The sequence below is a fragment of the Ewingella americana ATCC 33852 genome, from assembly GCF_000735345.1.
In the GTDB taxonomy this organism is placed as follows: Bacteria; Pseudomonadota; Gammaproteobacteria; order Enterobacterales; family Enterobacteriaceae; genus Ewingella; species Ewingella americana.
On the sequence record NZ_JMPJ01000066.1, the window covers coordinates 152,567 to 168,926 of the forward strand.

A 16,360-nucleotide genomic window follows, 5' to 3' on the forward strand; every position below is an offset into this window, starting at 1 on the left:
ATCAGCAGTGCATTCCTTTGTGATATTAATCACATCTCCATTTGTTACCGGTATCATGATACCGGTAACATGCTAATATTAGGACTCACTCCGCAGTCGAAATTTTCATTTTGGGATAGAGATCATACTTATGGCAGGACAAAGCATCATTCTGATGGGCGTGTCAGGCAGCGGTAAATCCACCGTAGGCGCAGCACTGGCACGTGAAATCAACGCGAAATTCATTGACGGTGATGATCTTCATCCGCGCGCCAATATCCAGAAAATGGCCAGCGGCCACCCATTGAACGATGACGACCGCGCGCCGTGGCTCAAACGTCTGAACGACGCGGCCTACAGCCTGTACCATAAAAACGAAACCGGCATCATTGTCTGCTCCGCGCTGAAACGCCGCTATCGCGACGCGCTGCGTGATGACAATCAGGGCGTGGTTTTCCTCTATTTGAAAGGCAGCGTTGACGTCATTTCTGAACGCCTGAAAGCGCGCGCCGGACATTTCATGCCGCTGGATTTGCTGAAAAGCCAGTTCGAAGCGTTGGAAGAGCCGGGCGAAGATGAGCCAGATGTGATCCGCGTGAATATCGACCACAAGTTCGAGGGCGTGGTTGATCGCTGCGTAGCGGCTTTGCAGAAGCTGAATGCTAAGTAGGAAAAAGGTTTGCTCCTTCTCCTCTCAGAGGAGAAGGCTGGGATGAGGAGTGGTTTAATTCCGCGCTCAATGCAGCCAACCCCAACCCTCCCCAAAATAGGGGAGGGAGTAAAACCAACCCATCAATCCGGCTTCAAGCGATTGATATGAATAGTTAAAAACATAATTTCATCCGTGGTCAGCCGACAGCGGTGATTCTTCAGCACATAATCATTTATCTTTAGCGCGCATTGATAAGCCACGGGCATGGCGTCCTGAATTCCGGCGTAAATACTTTTATCATCATGATTCACTTCGGTGCGGTTTAATAAACGCAGCGAGAAGAATTTCAGGTGAGTGATAATGCGCTGATAGTCGATAGACTTTTCATCGTACTTGATGCGTAAATCATATTTGATGATGTTAAGAATATCTTTAATCATGCCTGCACTCTGCATGGTGCTTTGCATATTGTTGGTGGTGGCGTTGGCCAGATGCAGAGCAATAAAACCGGCTTCATCCTCGGGCAGCTCGCAATGCAATTTCTGATTAATCATCGCCAATGCCTCGAGGGCAACGGCAAACTCCGCCTGATAAAACTGCTTAATATCCCAGAGTAGGATGTTCTTTATCTCAATGCCTTTTTTATAGCGCTCAACCGCAAAGCTAATATGGTCGCTTAGCGCGAAGAACAGCGTCTCCTGCGCCTCGATATTGAGACGGCTTTTAGCTAACTTGATAATTTCCTGAGTAATAAATAAGCATTCAGTGGGAATAGCCGCCGTCAGTTGCGCCAGAATATCCGTCATGCCGCTGGCCTTTTTCACAAATTGGCTCTCGATATCTGCGGTATTCAGACTGTCTCCCAACTGCTTGCCAAAACCAATACCGCGGCCAATCGCCACCACTTCCTGTTGATCATCTTCCGTGGCAATCACCGCATTATTACTGAGTATTTTTAAGACTCTCATCCCAGTTTTCTCATGCCGGATAGATCCTTACTTTAGCGAGGGTTTTAAAAGGGTTATTGCCTATAAAAGCATTAAGGCGATAACGCGAAATGCGCTATCACCTTATTGGCAACAACAGACTGCTTATGGCGTTTATACGCCTTTAATCGCGCTTAAAGCGCATTATTTTTAATCACATCCGCATACCAGTAAGAGCTTAACTTACGAATACGCTTTAAATCTTTTAAATCAAATTCGTCACGATTAACATAAATTAATCCGTAGCGTTTAGAACAGCCCTGATGGGTGGAAATTAGATCTAGCGCAGACCAAGGCGTATAGCCAAATACCTCAACGCCGTCGGTGATTGCCAGCTGCATTTGCTCCAGATGGCGGCGTAAATAATCGATTCGGTAGTCGTCGTTTATTTCTCCGTTCTCATCCAGCTTGTCGAAAGCCCCCAGACCGTTTTCAGTAATTAATAGCGGCAAGTGGTAGCGATCGTAGATTTCACGCAGCGTGTTGCGAAAACCCACAGGGTCAATTTCAGTGCCAAACTGGGTGCGCGGCAGGTGGTCATTCGCCGCGCCGCGATGCACGCCATCTTCCCCTGATTTCAATAGCTTATTGCCGCCGCGAATCACTTCATCCGTGCCATCGCCCCGGCTGGCTTCCACCGCCTGCGTGGTGTAGTAGTTGAAGGCGATGAAGTCCGGCTTGCCGCTGCGCAAGATGTCCATATCTCCTGGCAAAATCTCCGGTGCGTAGCCCTTCTCTTCCATATAGCGCCACGCCAGCGTGTTGTATTCGCCGCGCGCCGCCATATCCAGATAGAGCCAGTTGCGGATGGCGTTGTAGTTGAACGCCGCCAGAATATCTTCCGGTTTGGAGGTGGCGGGATAAATCACCGCAATGTTCGGCGCCGGGCCGATTTTCGCGCCCGGAATTTTATTGTGCAGTGAATTCATCACCTTGGCCTGTGCCACCAGCATATTGTGGTTCTGCTGATAAAGGTTTTTCTTCTGATTCACCAGCTTTTCATCCAGCGTGCCGAGCGCCGCGCCCTGCAAAATCATCAGGTTTTGCTCGTTGATGGTCAGCCAATATTTCACTTTGCTGCCGTATTCATCAAACAGCACGTCGGCGTAACGGGCGAAGGCATCCACCGTTTCGCGGTTGTACCAGCCGCCCTTCTCTTGCAGCGCCTGCGGGAGATCGAAGTGATACATGGTGACGATCGGCACGATGCCGTGGCTGAGGATCTCGTCGATCAGCCGATGGTAAAAGTCGATCCCCGCCGGGTTAATTTCGCCACTGCCGTCGGGAATTATCCGCGTCCACGCAATGGAAAAACGGTAAGACTTCAGGCCAATTTCGGCGAACATCGCGATGTCTTCTTTGTAGCGATGATAGTGGTCGCTGGCGACTTTGAAGTCGGTGGTGCCTTCCGGGTATTCGCGGCGGGCGTCAATAACCGACGGCCCTTTTCCATCTTCATTCCATGCGCCTTCCACCTGATAAGCCGAGGTGGAAGCGCCCCATAAAAAGTCTGCTGGGAAAGGTTTAAGTTCCGAATATTTCACAATTTTTCTCCTTTAAGCATCAAGACAGCGTCAACAAGACATCCCCGGTATTGGCGGCGGGTTGACGCGTTTTATGGAAGGTTTTATAGCGGTCTGAATTGGCGATGATCACCGGCGTAATGGTGTCAAAACCGGCTTTTTCGATAGCGGCGAGGTCGAAGTCGATCAGCAAATCTCCGCGTTTCACGGTCTGATTTTCCTTCACGTGCATGGCGTAGTGCTGGCCGTTGAGCTGAACGGTATCCAGCCCGATGTGGATCAGGATTTCAGCCCCGTTGTCGGACAAAATATGCAGCGCGTGGCCCGAGTCAAACGTGGCGGTCACCACCCCGTCAACCGGCGAATAGACCTTGCCTTCGGTCGGCTGGATCGCGATACCATCCCCCACCACGCCGCTGGAAAACACTTTGTCATTGACCTGTTCGAGGGCCACCACGCGCCCGGTGACCGGCACCATAATGTCTTCGGCAATATCCACCGGCATTGCGGTAACTGGCTGAGGTTTCGCGTTTTTCTCAAGTGAAGAGCTTGGTGTCGGAGCCGTGGCCGACTCATCAATCGGGTCTTCAAAGCCGACGATGTAGGTCAGCACCGCCGCCATCACGAAGGAGATAACGATGCCGAGGATCAGCCCGCCGAAGCCTTCGCCGTAGAAAATCGGCAGGGTCAGCAAGCTGGGAATACCAGTAGAAATCGCCGCGCTGTTGGAGTACCCCACCACGCCGCCTCCGACCGCCGCGGCAATGACCGCGCAGACAAACGGCTTCTTCAGTTTTAGGGTTACGCCGTAAACCGCGGGCTCGGTAATGCCAAACAGCGCGGTGATAAAAGTACTTCCCGCCAGCGCTTTCATCTTTTTATTGCGCGTTTTGAACATCACACCAAGCACGGCCCCGGCCTGAGCAAACACCGCCGGTACCGTCGAGGCTTTCAAGGTGCTGCGCCCCAGCACGGTGATGTCGTTGATGATCACCGGCGTAAAGGCCCAGTGCATGCCGAAGATGACGAACACCTGCCATAGCGCGGCGAACAGTGCGCTGGCGATAATCGGGTTGTAGCTGAAGATGGCGACGAAAACGCCCGCCGCCGCCTCGCTGGTGTAAATCCCCACCGGCCCCAGCGTGACCAGCGTCAGCGGCACCATCACCACCAGCAGCAGGAACGGCGTGATGATGTTGCGCACGGTTTCATGAATGAACTTATTCAGCAGCCGCTCTAAGTGACACATGACATAAACCGACAGAATGATCGGTACCACCGTCGAGGTGTACTTCATCATCACCACCGGAATGCCGAAGAAAGTCACCTCCACCTGACGGGTGAACAGGTCAATCATCGACGGGTAAATCAGCGCTCCGGCAATCGACACCGCCACAAAGACATTGCCCTGAAAACGGCGCGCCGACGTGATAGCCAGCATGATCGGTAAGAAGTAGAACAGGCTGTCGGACGCGGCCTGAAGAATGATGTAAGTAGACTCGGTTTTGTCCAGCCAGCCTTGGGAAGTGGCGATGTTCAACAAGCCTTTCAGCACGCCGGCGGCGGCCATGGCTCCCAGCAGCGGAGTGAAAATCGCCGACACAATGTCAATCAGTTGCCCGATACGGCTGCCGCTGCGTTTGGCCGGTTTTTCGCGGCTTTGCGTGTGGTCATCCAGCACCGAGGAGATCTCCCCCAGTTGGCGATAAACTTCAGCCACGCGATTGCCAATCACCACCTGAAACTGGCCGGAGCCGGTCACGGTGGTGATCACGCCATCCAACTGCTCAATCGCGGCGGTGTCGGCTTTAGCGTCGTCGCGCAGGGAAAACCGCAGGCGCGTCGCACAGTGAACTACCGTCTCGACGTTGCTTTCGCCGCCGACTAACCGTAATAAATTTTCTGCCAGAGATTTGATATTCATCGTTTTTATCCTAATCAGCGAACTGACTTGCCAAATTTCGGCCAAAAAAAAACCTGATTCGAAGGCTGCCAGTTAAGACAGACTTCGAATCAGGTTTCGCTCAGGGCACTGCTCTGATAACGTCCCGGAAGCTCGTTTATAGCGTTGTCTAAATCTTCAAACAACAGCCGAAATAGCGTTCTGTGATAGGGCTCATAGAATGAAATTTGTGCAACAGCTCGGTTTTTGGCTCAAGACAGGAAAAGAGGGGCCGTCAGTGGCGCAGGCAATTTGGATTCGCACTGCGCGCAAGAACCCGAGCGTACACGTAGTACGTGAGGGTTATGAGCACAGCGCGGATTCAAAGTGGCAAGCAAACTAGGCCCAAAGGACTAAATGCTTCCGCCTGGGGAGATGGTGAAACCTACATCCACCATTTTCGGCGTCACCGCCTCGCCGCGCAGCCTTGCCAGCATTCTCTCGGCGGTAATTTGGCCCATGCGTTCACGCGGCGTCAGCACGCTGGCGAGCTGCGGCTCCATCGCCTGACCCATGTTGTGGCCGTGGAAACCGGCGATCGCCATCTGTGAAGGGATATGCAGACCCTGACGCTGGCATTCGAAAAATGCCCCTGCCGCCAAGTCATCATTGGTGCAAAAAATACTGTCGATTTGCGGCCAGTCCTGCTGCGCCTGCTTCAACAGCTCGGCCCCGGCAGAATAGCTCGACGAGCGGCTGGTCATTACGCTGTAAGGCACCAGCCCCGATTCGCGCATCGCCTGCTCGTAACCCTGCTGCTTAATCAGCGTTCGCTCATCCTGACGCGCGCCGAAATAGACCACGTGGCGATGCCCGCGAGCAATAATCTGCTGGGTCATTTGCCGCGCCGCCTCATAGTTGTTGAAACCGACGGCTAAATCGACGCAGGGCGAGACGCAATCCATCATTTCCACCACCGGGATGCCCGCCACTTCAATCATCTTCAGAGTGCGCGGGGTGTGATTGCGCTCTGACAAGATAAGCCCGTCGATATTGTAAGAGAGCAGCGACGTCAGCCGCTGTTCCTCGCGCTCCGGGCTGTAGCCGTAGTGCGCCAGCATGGTCTGATAGCCATGAATATCGGTGACGCTTTCAATGCCACGCAGCACTTCGGCAAACACTTGGTTGGTCAATGAAGGCAGCAGCACGCCGATGGCGCGGCTCTTGGCGTTGGAAAGAATGTCAGGGGCGCGGTTCGGGATATAACCCAGTTCATCAAGCGCTGCGGAGATTTTCTCCTGAAGCACGGCAGAAACTTGCTCAGGGTTGCGCAAATAACGGCTGACCGTCATTTTGGTGATGCCCACTTTGTCGGCAACGTCCTGAAGCACTGGCCGTTTTTTCTTGGATATTTTCAATTAGATAAAGCCAATGAACGGGTTGAGGGTTGATGTCGTGATCTTAGCAAAGTTTCAACCCGACGGATAACTGTACGTCGCGGCAATCAGAGGCGGGTCAACAAAAGAAGGAAGAAGCGAGCAATAAAAAAGCGACACCTAAGTGCCGCTTTTCGTTAGTTATCAGCGCTACTGGCACTGATTTCAGCTTACATCACCGTCAGACAGGCGGCAGGTCAAACAGCAGGATTTCGCTGTCATCATCGGCGTGAATCGACAGCGCGGTTTCATCCCAGATAGCAAAGGCGTCGCTGGTTGAGGCTTTCTGGCCGTTAATCTCAACGGTGCCTTTGACCACTTGGATCCACACGCGGCGTTCAGCTGAAATCTGATACACCGACTGCTCGTCTTTCTTCAGCGCCCAGCGAGAAAGCTCCATATCTTGGAACACTTTTAGCGAGCCGTCGCGCGCATCTGGCGACAGCACCAGTTGGCGGCCCTGAGGGGCGTCAAACAGACGTTGCTCATAACGCGGCTCAATGCCTTTTTTCTCAGGAATGATCCAAATCTGGTACAGATGCAGCTTTTTATCTGCACTGCCGTTGTACTCAGAGTGCGTCACGCCAGTACCGGCACTCATAATCTGGAACTCGCCCGCGTGGATCTGCTCTTTATTGCCCATGCTGTCCTGATGCTCCACGGTGCCTTCCAGCACGTAGGTCAGAATTTCCATGTCTTTATGCGGGTGCTTGCCAAAACCTTGGCCAGCGTCGATAAAATCTTCGTTAATCACCCGCAGCGCGGAGAAACCCATAAAGTTCGCATCATAATAATCGGCGAAGGAGAACGTATGCCAGCTATCAAGCCAGCCATGGTTTGCGTGACCGCGTTCTTGTGCTTTGCGTAAGTAGATCATGTTCAACTCTCCTCAATGTTTTCTCTAGTCTAGTCAACGCCCGAGAATAAGAAAGCGTAAAAATCTCACTCCTCTATTCAAATAATATGAACAAGTGTAGAGCGCTAAATTCAAAGGATTTGTAGGTGTTGAGAAGAGTTGGGAGAGTGAAGAAAGATAACTATTTTTCCCAAAATAATTCGTGTTGGGAGAGTGAGGAATCAAATATTTTCCCTAAATAGTTTGAGTTGTGGGAAGGCGGCAAATGAAGGAATCCCGATGAGCTTACACAGGTAAGTGATTCGGGTGACTGAGTGCAGCCAACGCACCCACAGCTCAAAATATGACGGGAAAAAAGGGATAAAAAAAAAGCCAGCACCCGGCTGGCTAAGAAACACTGGAAGCAATGTGAGCAATGTCGTGCATTCAGGAGACCCGTTTGACCATGGTGTGTGGCCATCTCCGGAACACATGACAATAATAATCATTATCATTCGCACTTGTAAAGCACTTTTTTTAGCCAAACTATTGATTGACTCTTTTTTAAAGACGGATAAATTCAGAGGTTATTCAAGCAGTAAACACCACACCCACTCTAAAAGAGGAAGTTGTTATGAGCGAGAGCGAGTCCGGCAAATCGAGTCAGTTTAGCGTCCGTCATTCATTACCAAGCGATGCTGCACAACTTAATCATCTTTATGCCCAGACTCAGCTTTACAGCGACACGCTACAACTTCCTCTGCCAACTCTCGCCCGTTGGGAAGAGCGGCTAGCGGACACTTCCCCGAGCCTTTTCAGCTATGTAGCGTGCGACGGCGAGCGGATCGTGGGGCAGATAACCTTAAGAATTGAGCCAAACCTGCGCCGCCGCCACGTCGCCTCCTTCGGCATGGGCGTGGACGCGAGTTATCACGGCCAAGGCGTCGGCAGCTTGCTGCTGAAAACCATCACCGACCTTTGCGATAACTGGATCAACGTGCGGCGCATCGAGCTGACGGTGTTTGTCGACAATAAAGCCGCGCTGGCGCTGTATCAAAAGTTTGGGTTTGAAATCGAAGGCACCAGCCCCTGCTTCGCCGTTCGCGATGGGAAATTCGTGGATGTGCACCATATGGGGCGCGTGACGCCTGGCGCGGTTTGATGGTTTTATCCCTCCCCTTTCAGGTGCTGGATAAAAACCACTCCTCATCCCAACCTTCTCCTCTGAGAGGTGAAGGAGCAAAACCAGCCGAACCCCTCCTAACCCACTGAATTTTATGTAATACCCCCTCCCAACCTCCCCCTTATCAGGGGGAGGAGCAAAAGGCCCTCATTTTCAGACCCTTTGTCGCGCTCGATACTGATATGCTCACAATACAGCCAATATTTTACAGGGAGTTAAAAATGGCATCAGTACCGCTTGCAGATGATCCCACCGATCAGCGTTACATTCAGGAGGGCATAGAATATGCCATTCAAAGCGGCTTTTAAGGTAGTTCATGGGATTGTCACAGCCGTTCTGCTGATTATCGTTGCGGGTATGTGGTGGCTCAACCAAACCGGAGATAACCGGGCGACGGATAAGCTACAGCATGTGGCCAAAATCAATGACCATATGTGGCTTTACATGACCGAAAGCCAAACTGGCGGCGCTACGGTCCCGAATAACTACCGGTTTTATCTGGCCGGTGAGCTGAAGGGAAGCGCCAGCGACATAGTCAAAAGTTTGGCCGAGGGCTATCCGTTCCTCTCCGGCAATGGGACCATTTCGGATATCACCGCCAACGCAGATAACCGAGTAACCGTAACCTATACCGGGAAGGTGTTTTCACTCGGGGAGTCTTCAACTTACACCTTTAACGGCCAGAACATCACCGCACCAATCAGCTATCACATCAATTAGCGGCAGAAACGGAAAAGCTCGCGCAAGGCGGGCTGATTCGCGTAAATGGTTTCTAAAGACCAAGATTCCCCGTTCTGTCACTTACCTGCAATTTTACTGTCATCCGTGCTGCTTATGGTCTGGTTAACTTCACCGGAGGACAAGCCTATGTTTAGCATGGACACCGTACTTCAGGATCTCGACCCGCAGCGTAAAACCCCTTCATGGCAGCTTAGCCTGCTGAAAACTCTGTTCCACGAGAAAGACTTCCACCAGCTTGCCGATCAGCATCGCCACCTCAAGGGCATGGATATGGTCGAGCAGGTTTTGGAGTATTTCGATATTCGCTGTGAACTGGCCGAGCGTGATTTGGAGCAGATCCCAAGCTATGGTCCGGTGGTGGTGATTGCTAACCATCCGATTGGCACCTTAGACGGACTGGCGCTGCTTCACGCCGTGGCCTCGGTGCGCCCAGATGTCAAAGTGATGGCCAACCGCCTGTTGTCACGCGTGGAGTCCATCAGCAGCTTGATGATTCCGGTGGATAATATGGGCAATCGCACACAGCGCTCGCAGGTCTCCGCGATGCAGGAGCATCTGGAAAATCAGGGCGTGCTGGTTGTCTTCCCAGCGGGAGAAGTGTCACGCCTGAGTTCGAAAGGCGTACGCGACGGCCGCTGGCATACCGGTTTTATTCGCATGGCCGCCAAGGTGCGCGCGCCCATTGTGCCGGTGCACATCAGCGGCAATAACAGCGCGCTGTTCTATCTCAGCTCGCTGGTTTATCGCCCGCTCTCCTCGCTGCTGCTAGTGCGGGAAATGTTCCGCCAGCGCGGCAACAGTTTGAAATTGCAGATTGGCGCGCGCATTCCTTATGCCAGCTGGCACGATGGACACACCCACGCCAATGATTTGGCGGAGCGTTTTCGTCGCCACGTTTATCGCCTTGGGCAAGGTAAAGAGGGGCTATTCCAGTCTGAGTCCGCCATTGCCCGCGCTGAAGACCGCGCCGTGCTGAAACGGGCGTTGGAAGGCAGTGAAAAGCTGGGGCAAACGCCGGACGGCAAGCTGATTTATCTCTATCGCCGCAACGGCGAGGACTATGTGCCGATCCTGCGCGAGCTGGGGCGTCTGCGCGAAATCGCCTTCCGCGCAGTGGGTGAAGGCAGTGGTCGCCGCCGCGACCTCGACAGCTACGACGACACCTATTATCACCTGGTGCTGTGGGATCCGCAGGATTTGGAAATCGTTGGCGCGTACCGTTTTATGCCGACGGCCGACCACGTGCAGGAGCACGGCATCGACACTATTTATAGCCAAAGCCTGTTCCATTACGGCCATCAGATGGACCCGATTTTAGCTCAGGGCATTGAGCTTGGCCGCAGCTTTATCCAGCCCGCCTACTGGGGGAAACGCGGCCTCGACTACCTGTGGCTGGGCATTGGGGCCTATCTGGCGAAGTATCCGCAAACCCGCTATCTGTTTGGCCCGGTGTCGATTTCCGGCGGCCTGCCGCTGGCGGCTCGCGACCTGCTGATTGCCTTCTACCGGATTTACTTTGCTCCGACCCTGCCGCTGGCGACTTCGCGCCACCCTTACCCGGCTTCGCTGCCCGACGTGCTGGCGCAGTTCTCCGGCGAGGACTATGCCGAAGACCTTCAGCGCCTGAAAAGAATGTTGAGCAATCTGGGCTGCGCCATTCCGCCGTTGTACAAGCAGTACACCGAGCTGTGCGAGTCGGGCGGCGTGCAGTTTATCGACTTCGGCTCGGACCCGGCGTTTAATAACTGCATTGACGGGCTGGTCTTAGTAGATTTAAGCCAACTAAAAGCCGCCAAGTTTGATCGCTATATTGGCGTGCATCAGTGCCAGAAATCGGCCTAAAACCGCCCTTTTCCAGAGATTTTTCCCCTTTCCACTTATCTTCAGATGCGTCCTACAAGCAGGTAGGACGCACCTGACTGCCGACGTTATCTTCATTCCCTATATTGCGTGACAGCACCACTCAGTACGCCAGCTTCGCGGCGCGCCGGGTGTTTATCCCTCATATTCCGCGCGCCTGATTTTCTAGGACATGGAAGCTGTCACTGAAGAGCAAAACGTCATGAATAAAGTCTTTCGCGTTATCTGGAACAGCGCCACGCGCTGCTATACCGTCGCCTCAGAACTGGCCACTGGCAAAACCAAATCCAGCACGACTGGTCTGCTGGCTACGGCGGTCTTACTGACCTCATTCTCAGCTGCGGCTGACACCAACCCTCGCTTAATCATCTCTGGCGGTACCGCAAGCTATGATGCCTATGACATCGCCACCACCGGCACCTCGGAGTTCGGCCTGCAAGTTAACAACAGCGGCGACCTGACTTACACCAACGGCCAAGCCACTACCTCTGGCAGCGCGGCTTACGTGGCGCTGGTTCAGGGCACCTCCTCACTGCTGCTGGACAATGTCACCCTCACCTCATCCGGCCCTAACGCCCACGTACTGTATGCGTCGGGCGGCTCAACGGTAAATGCCAATAACTTGAATTTGATCGGCACGGGCGTCACTACTTATGGCATTAACTTACTGAGTGGCAGTCAGTTCACCGGCACCAATGTGCTAATTAACAGCACCAACTCCGGTATTTTGGTTGCCGATTCCACCCTGAATATCGACACGCTGAATGTCACCACCAGCGGCACTAACGGTTATGGCCTGCGCTACACCGGCGCTGCCACGGCGGATATCAAAGATGCCAGTTTCAGCACAGCAGGTTTTGGTGCCAGCGGCCTTCTGGGACAGGCGGGAAGCCTCACCGGCAGTAATATCACTATCGCCACTCTCGGCGACAGTGCCCGTGGCATTTTAACCACGGGTGCTAATACCCAAGCCACTGTTGATACCGTCAACATCTCGACGCAGGGGGCCGGCAGCTATGGTATTCAAAACGCGTCAACCGGTACCGGCGGAGTTTCCGTAAGCAACGCAACCATCAACACATCGGGCAACGGCTCAAGCGCTATTTACACGCAAAGCACCACCACAACCGCCAACAATGTCGCGCTGACCACCACCGGTAGCAGCGCGCGCGGCGTGTTGATCAATGGCGTGGGGTCCCAGGTCACCGTCGACGGCGGAACTATCACCACTTCCGGCGCGGGCAGTAATGGCGTTCAGGGAACGACTGGCACGATAGCTAATATCAGCAATATGGATCTCAATATTAATGCCGTCGGCAGCGTGGACTACAACGGCGCAACGGGCCTCTATTCCGGCGCTGGCGCGGTGATTAACGCTGACAGTCTGAATATCAATGCCAATAGCTCTGCCATGTGGCTGACGGGCGGCACCATTAATGCCAATAATATCAATATGGTACAGACCGACGGCCAATACAGCGCAGTGCTGGGCGGCATCCTCAATTCAACGCTGAATTTAACCAATGCTGATATCACGCTGGCGGTAGCGAAATCTCAAGCTATGTACCTCGACCACTCAACCGCAAACCTTGACGGCGTGCGCATCACTGGTGCACAGGGCGGCAACGGCATGACCATCAATAATGACGGCACGCTGCTGGCTAAAAACCTCGATCTCGCTATCGACAATGTGAATGACGCTGAAAACGCCGCCGTGCTGTTGAGCAATGGCTCAGGGCTGAACACCGCCAGCTTCGAAGACTCACGCTTGGTATACAACGGCGCAGAAGCCATTGGCATTCAAGCCACCAACGGCGTACAAAGCGCGACGCTGAAAAATACCCTGCTCTCCACTGACGGCACGGCTTTGCGCGCTGATGTCACCCCGTCGGCAGATGACTTAACCTTTAATACTGCGTCACTGAATGTCACCGCAGACGGCTCAAGCATCATCGGCCAGAAATATTTGATGGTCGGCGGGCAAGCCAACGACGGCGACATCACCGTCGGTGACATCAGCCTGACCGCCACCAACGGCTCACAGCTGAGCGGCGATATCGCCATCGACAGAGATTTCACCGACAGCAGCACGCTGGCGCTGGATAACTCGGTATGGAAAGGCGCGTCCGCAGGCTTGCAGACTCTGAACCTGAGCAATGGTAGCCAGTGGACCATCACCGGCGATTCCAATGTCGGCGAACTGAATCTCAACGACAGCACCCTGATGTTCAGCCACGTGAATGACAACTTTGAAACCCTGACCGTCGACGGCAACTACAGCAGCAACGGCGGCACGCTGGTGATGAACAGCATTCTGGCGGATGACGGCTCGGCTCACGATAACCTGAAGATCACCGGTGACACCTCTGGCGATACCAATGTGGTGATGAACAAAGCCGGCGGCAGCGGCGCGCAGACCATTCAGGGGATTGAAGTTATCTCCGTAGGCGGCAACTCGGCGGGTGAATTCAACCAGCAGGGCCGTATCGTGGCGGGCGCGTATGACTACCATCTGGTGCGCGGAACCGGCAGCAACAACAAAAACTGGTATCTGATCAGTGATACCAACGTCGTTGCGCCAGTTGACCCAGTGGTTCCGGTTGACCCTGTAACACCTATCGACCCAGCTAAACCGGTTGACCCAGTAACACCTGTCGACCCAGCAAAACCGGTTGACCCAGTCACGCCTGTCGACCCGGCAAAACCTGTTGACCCAGTCACGCCTGTCGACCCGGCAAAACCTGTTGACCCTGTAACACCTGTCGACCCGGCAAAACCTGTTGACCCAGTCACGCCTGTCGACCCTGCTAAACCGGTTGAGCCCGGCGAAGAAGTCACTCCCGTTAAACCAGTGGTTCCTGTGGATGCTGTGATGATCACCCGTCCGGAAGCGGGCAGTTACCTCGCCAACATCGCGGCGGCGAACAACATGTTTACTCTGCGTCTGCAAGACCGTGGCGCAGAAACGCTGTACCGCGATGCTATCACCGGCGAGCAAAAAACCACCACCATGTGGATGCGCAACCTCGGCGGCCACAACACCAGCACCGACAGCAGCGGCCAGCTGAAAACGCAGACTAATCGCTATGTGCTGCAAATCGGTGGCGAGCTTGGCAAGTGGAGCTTCGATGGCAACGACAGCCTGAGCTTCGGCGCCATGGCGGGCTACGGTAATGCACAAAGCAACACCGACTCCAAGGTCACTGGCCATCGTTCGAAGGGTCAGGTGAATGGTTATAGCGTCGGCCTCTACAGCACTTGGTATCAAAATGCCGCGACACAAACTGGCATGTACCTTGATAGCTGGGCGCAGTACAGCTGGTTCAACAACAGTGTGAAAGGCGATGATTTGCCACAGGAAAGCTATAAATCCAAGGGCGTTAGCGCGTCAGTGGAGAGCGGCTATCGCTGGAAAGTGGGCGAAGACAGCGCGAAAAACAGCTACTTCATCGAGCCAAACGCACAGTTTGTCTGGAGCAACATCAAGGCCGACGACCTGACCGAAAGCAACGGCACGCAGGTCAGCAGCCAAGGCAGCGGCAACCTGCAATCTCGCGTCGGGGTTCGCGCCTCGATGAAAACCCACAGCGAGAAGCAGCAAGCCAGCTTCCAGCCTTACATCGAAGCCAACTGGATCAGCAACACCCAGAACGCCGGAGCCACTCTCAATGACGTGAGCATCGAGCAGCGCGGTGGCAAGAACATCGCCGAAGTCCGCGCCGGTGTTGACGGCAAGGTCAGCGAACGCGTCAATCTGTGGGGTAACATCGGCCAGCAGATGGGCAGCGAGAGCTACCGCGACAGCAGCGCAATGGTCGGAGTGAAGGTAAGCTTCTAAAGGCCAATAGAGTCAACATCACGCCAAAGGCGCAGGAAACTGCGCTTTTTTTCGTCCTTAACTTTATTATTGACACGCATGTCAAGATTCCATAGAGTTTCAATCATTGACAACAGTGTCAAAAATAAAAGGTGAGATCATGTCAGATAATAATGCAGTTGCAGCAGTCACCGGTTTTTTTACTGAAGTATGGCAAAACAAAAACCCAGAAATGGCGGACAAATTCGTCACTGAATCTTTTGCAGTGACTTCTGGCGGGAAAGTGATTGGCCCGCGTCCGGTATTCAAACAATGGGTGAGCGGCTTTTTAGCCTCTATCAATGACTTTAGCTTTGAAATTATTGAAATATTTCAGAATCAAACTGGCGATCGCGTCACGGCTCGCTGGCGGGTAACCGGGAAAAATAACGGTTTCATGGGTACCGAAGCCTGTCAGTCACCGATTGATATGACGGGCACGGCGGTATTTCACGTGCTGGAAAATGGATTGCTGCAACACAACTGGGTAGAGCGTAATGCCCACGAAGTGTTCCAATCCTTTAAAAAATAAGACAATTAAACGCGGGCTAGGTGAGAAACCTATGCCCGCCCTTCACAAGAATTCGCTAATGAAACTACCTGAGAAATATAGCCATTTTATCTTTGGGATCATTCAATCCTGCCTGACCTGCGCCATTGCGGCGACCATCAATAATGCGCAGGGAATATTGCGCGAAGGCGGCGTAATTCATTGGATCAACAGCTTTTTACTCTCATGGGCCGTTATGGTCCCGGTAGTTATTTTCATCGCACCCTATGTTCGTAAGCTAACCATTAAGCTTACTCAGCCTTAAATAACGTGCTCAACAAGGAGTGAGCCACGTTTTGCAGCCTTTGTTTATCTTGGTAAGTTCGCTCGATCACCACTAACCCACGGGTCAGGGTGACAATCAGCTGGGCTGCCGCGATGGGATCAAGCGCTAAATTATCTTGCTCATCCGCACGAGAAATACGCTCACTCAGGGCTGTTTCGATGTCATCTAATAGAGCTTTAACTTGGGCTTTTATGGCCTCGTCAGGCGCTTCGGTACCCACGATAGTTTTGGTACTTAGGCAGCCACGCGTAGGTGTACCTGTGGTCATTGAGTTGATGGCGAAATCGAAAAAACTCTCCAGCGCGCCGCGTAAGGTCGGAGCTTGTAAGGTGGCGAGCATCTGTTCGACATACTTCGCACGATAGAGGCTAAACACACGCAAAAAAATCACATCTTTATCGCCATAAGCGTTGTACAGCGAGCCGCGCTGAACGCCCGTTTCCTCGGCGATATCCTTCATTGTTGTGTCAGAGTAGCCCTTGGCCCAAAAAAGTTTGAGCGCCTTATCCAGCATCTCTTGCTCGTTAAATTGACGAGTCCCCGCCATAGCCGCCTCTTTTTTGCAGTGCAATGTTATGGGGCAAAGTAGAC

The 16,360-nt window shown here is 53.2% G+C and carries 13 protein-coding genes; 7 read left to right on the forward strand and 6 right to left on the reverse strand.

The genetic code is table 11. The features are described 5' to 3' along the window. Positions 1-130: 130 nt before the first annotated feature. Entirely contained in the window at positions 131-649 is a 519-nt protein-coding gene (locus tag GEAM_RS17310; RefSeq protein WP_034793934.1) for a gluconokinase, read from the forward strand. Between the two features lie 122 nt (positions 650-771). Here GEAM_RS17310 and licT read toward each other — a convergent pair whose 3' ends face one another. The 5 genes from licT to GEAM_RS17335 form a co-directional block, all read right to left on the reverse strand. After that, positions 772-1,599 (reverse strand): BglG family transcription antiterminator LicT, encoded by an 828-nt coding sequence (licT, locus tag GEAM_RS17315; protein WP_034793936.1) that lies wholly within the window; start codon positions 1,597-1,599, stop codon positions 772-774. A 152-nt stretch (positions 1,600-1,751) separates the two neighbouring features. Then, a complete protein-coding gene (locus GEAM_RS17320; protein ID WP_034793938.1) occupies positions 1,752-3,161 on the reverse strand; it encodes a glycoside hydrolase family 1 protein in 1,410 nt (469 codons plus the stop codon). A gap of 19 nt (positions 3,162-3,180) precedes the next feature. Further along, the gene (locus tag GEAM_RS17325; RefSeq protein WP_034793939.1) at positions 3,181-5,064 is read right to left on the reverse strand and encodes a beta-glucoside-specific PTS transporter subunit IIABC; all 1,884 of its coding nucleotides are present in this window, start codon (positions 5,062-5,064) and stop codon (positions 3,181-3,183) included. A gap of 371 nt (positions 5,065-5,435) precedes the next feature. Beyond that, positions 5,436-6,434: a gluconate operon transcriptional repressor GntR gene (gntR, locus tag GEAM_RS17330; RefSeq protein ID WP_034794121.1), complete on the reverse strand. Its 999-nt coding sequence runs from the start codon at positions 6,432-6,434 to the stop codon at positions 5,436-5,438. Between the two features lie 205 nt (positions 6,435-6,639). Beyond that, positions 6,640-7,335, reverse strand: coding sequence for a pirin family protein (locus GEAM_RS17335; RefSeq protein WP_034793940.1), 696 nt, complete (start codon positions 7,333-7,335; stop codon positions 6,640-6,642). A gap of 592 nt (positions 7,336-7,927) precedes the next feature. Between GEAM_RS17335 and GEAM_RS17340 the strand changes: the two genes are divergently transcribed. From GEAM_RS17340 to GEAM_RS17365, 6 genes are all read left to right on the forward strand, one after another. Next, complete coding sequence (locus GEAM_RS17340; RefSeq protein WP_034793941.1) at positions 7,928-8,455, forward strand: GNAT family N-acetyltransferase; 528 nt, start codon at positions 7,928-7,930, stop codon at positions 8,453-8,455. A gap of 306 nt (positions 8,456-8,761) precedes the next feature. Then, positions 8,762-9,196: a hypothetical protein gene (locus GEAM_RS17345; RefSeq protein ID WP_051899559.1), complete on the forward strand. Its 435-nt coding sequence runs from the start codon at positions 8,762-8,764 to the stop codon at positions 9,194-9,196. Between the two features lie 147 nt (positions 9,197-9,343). Next, a complete protein-coding gene (olsF, locus tag GEAM_RS17350) occupies positions 9,344-11,059 on the forward strand; it encodes a bifunctional ornithine lipid synthase OlsF (protein WP_034793942.1) in 1,716 nt (571 codons plus the stop codon). A 220-nt stretch (positions 11,060-11,279) separates the two neighbouring features. Then, positions 11,280-14,915: an autotransporter outer membrane beta-barrel domain-containing protein gene (locus GEAM_RS23540; protein WP_167333540.1), complete on the forward strand. Its 3,636-nt coding sequence runs from the start codon at positions 11,280-11,282 to the stop codon at positions 14,913-14,915. A 115-nt stretch (positions 14,916-15,030) separates the two neighbouring features. After that, positions 15,031-15,465: an ester cyclase gene (locus GEAM_RS17360; protein WP_218586960.1), complete on the forward strand. Its 435-nt coding sequence runs from the start codon at positions 15,031-15,033 to the stop codon at positions 15,463-15,465. Positions 15,466-15,523: 58 nt separating this feature from the next. Further along, entirely contained in the window at positions 15,524-15,748 is a 225-nt protein-coding gene (locus tag GEAM_RS17365; protein ID WP_034793946.1) for a DUF2798 domain-containing protein, read from the forward strand. On the opposite strand, the gene GEAM_RS17370 is transcribed toward GEAM_RS17365, so the two are convergent. Next, positions 15,735-16,316, reverse strand: a complete 582-nt coding sequence (locus tag GEAM_RS17370; protein ID WP_034793948.1) for a TetR/AcrR family transcriptional regulator — start codon at positions 16,314-16,316, stop codon at positions 15,735-15,737. The genes GEAM_RS17365 and GEAM_RS17370 overlap by 14 nt on opposite strands. Between the last annotated feature and the right edge of the window lie 44 nt (positions 16,317-16,360).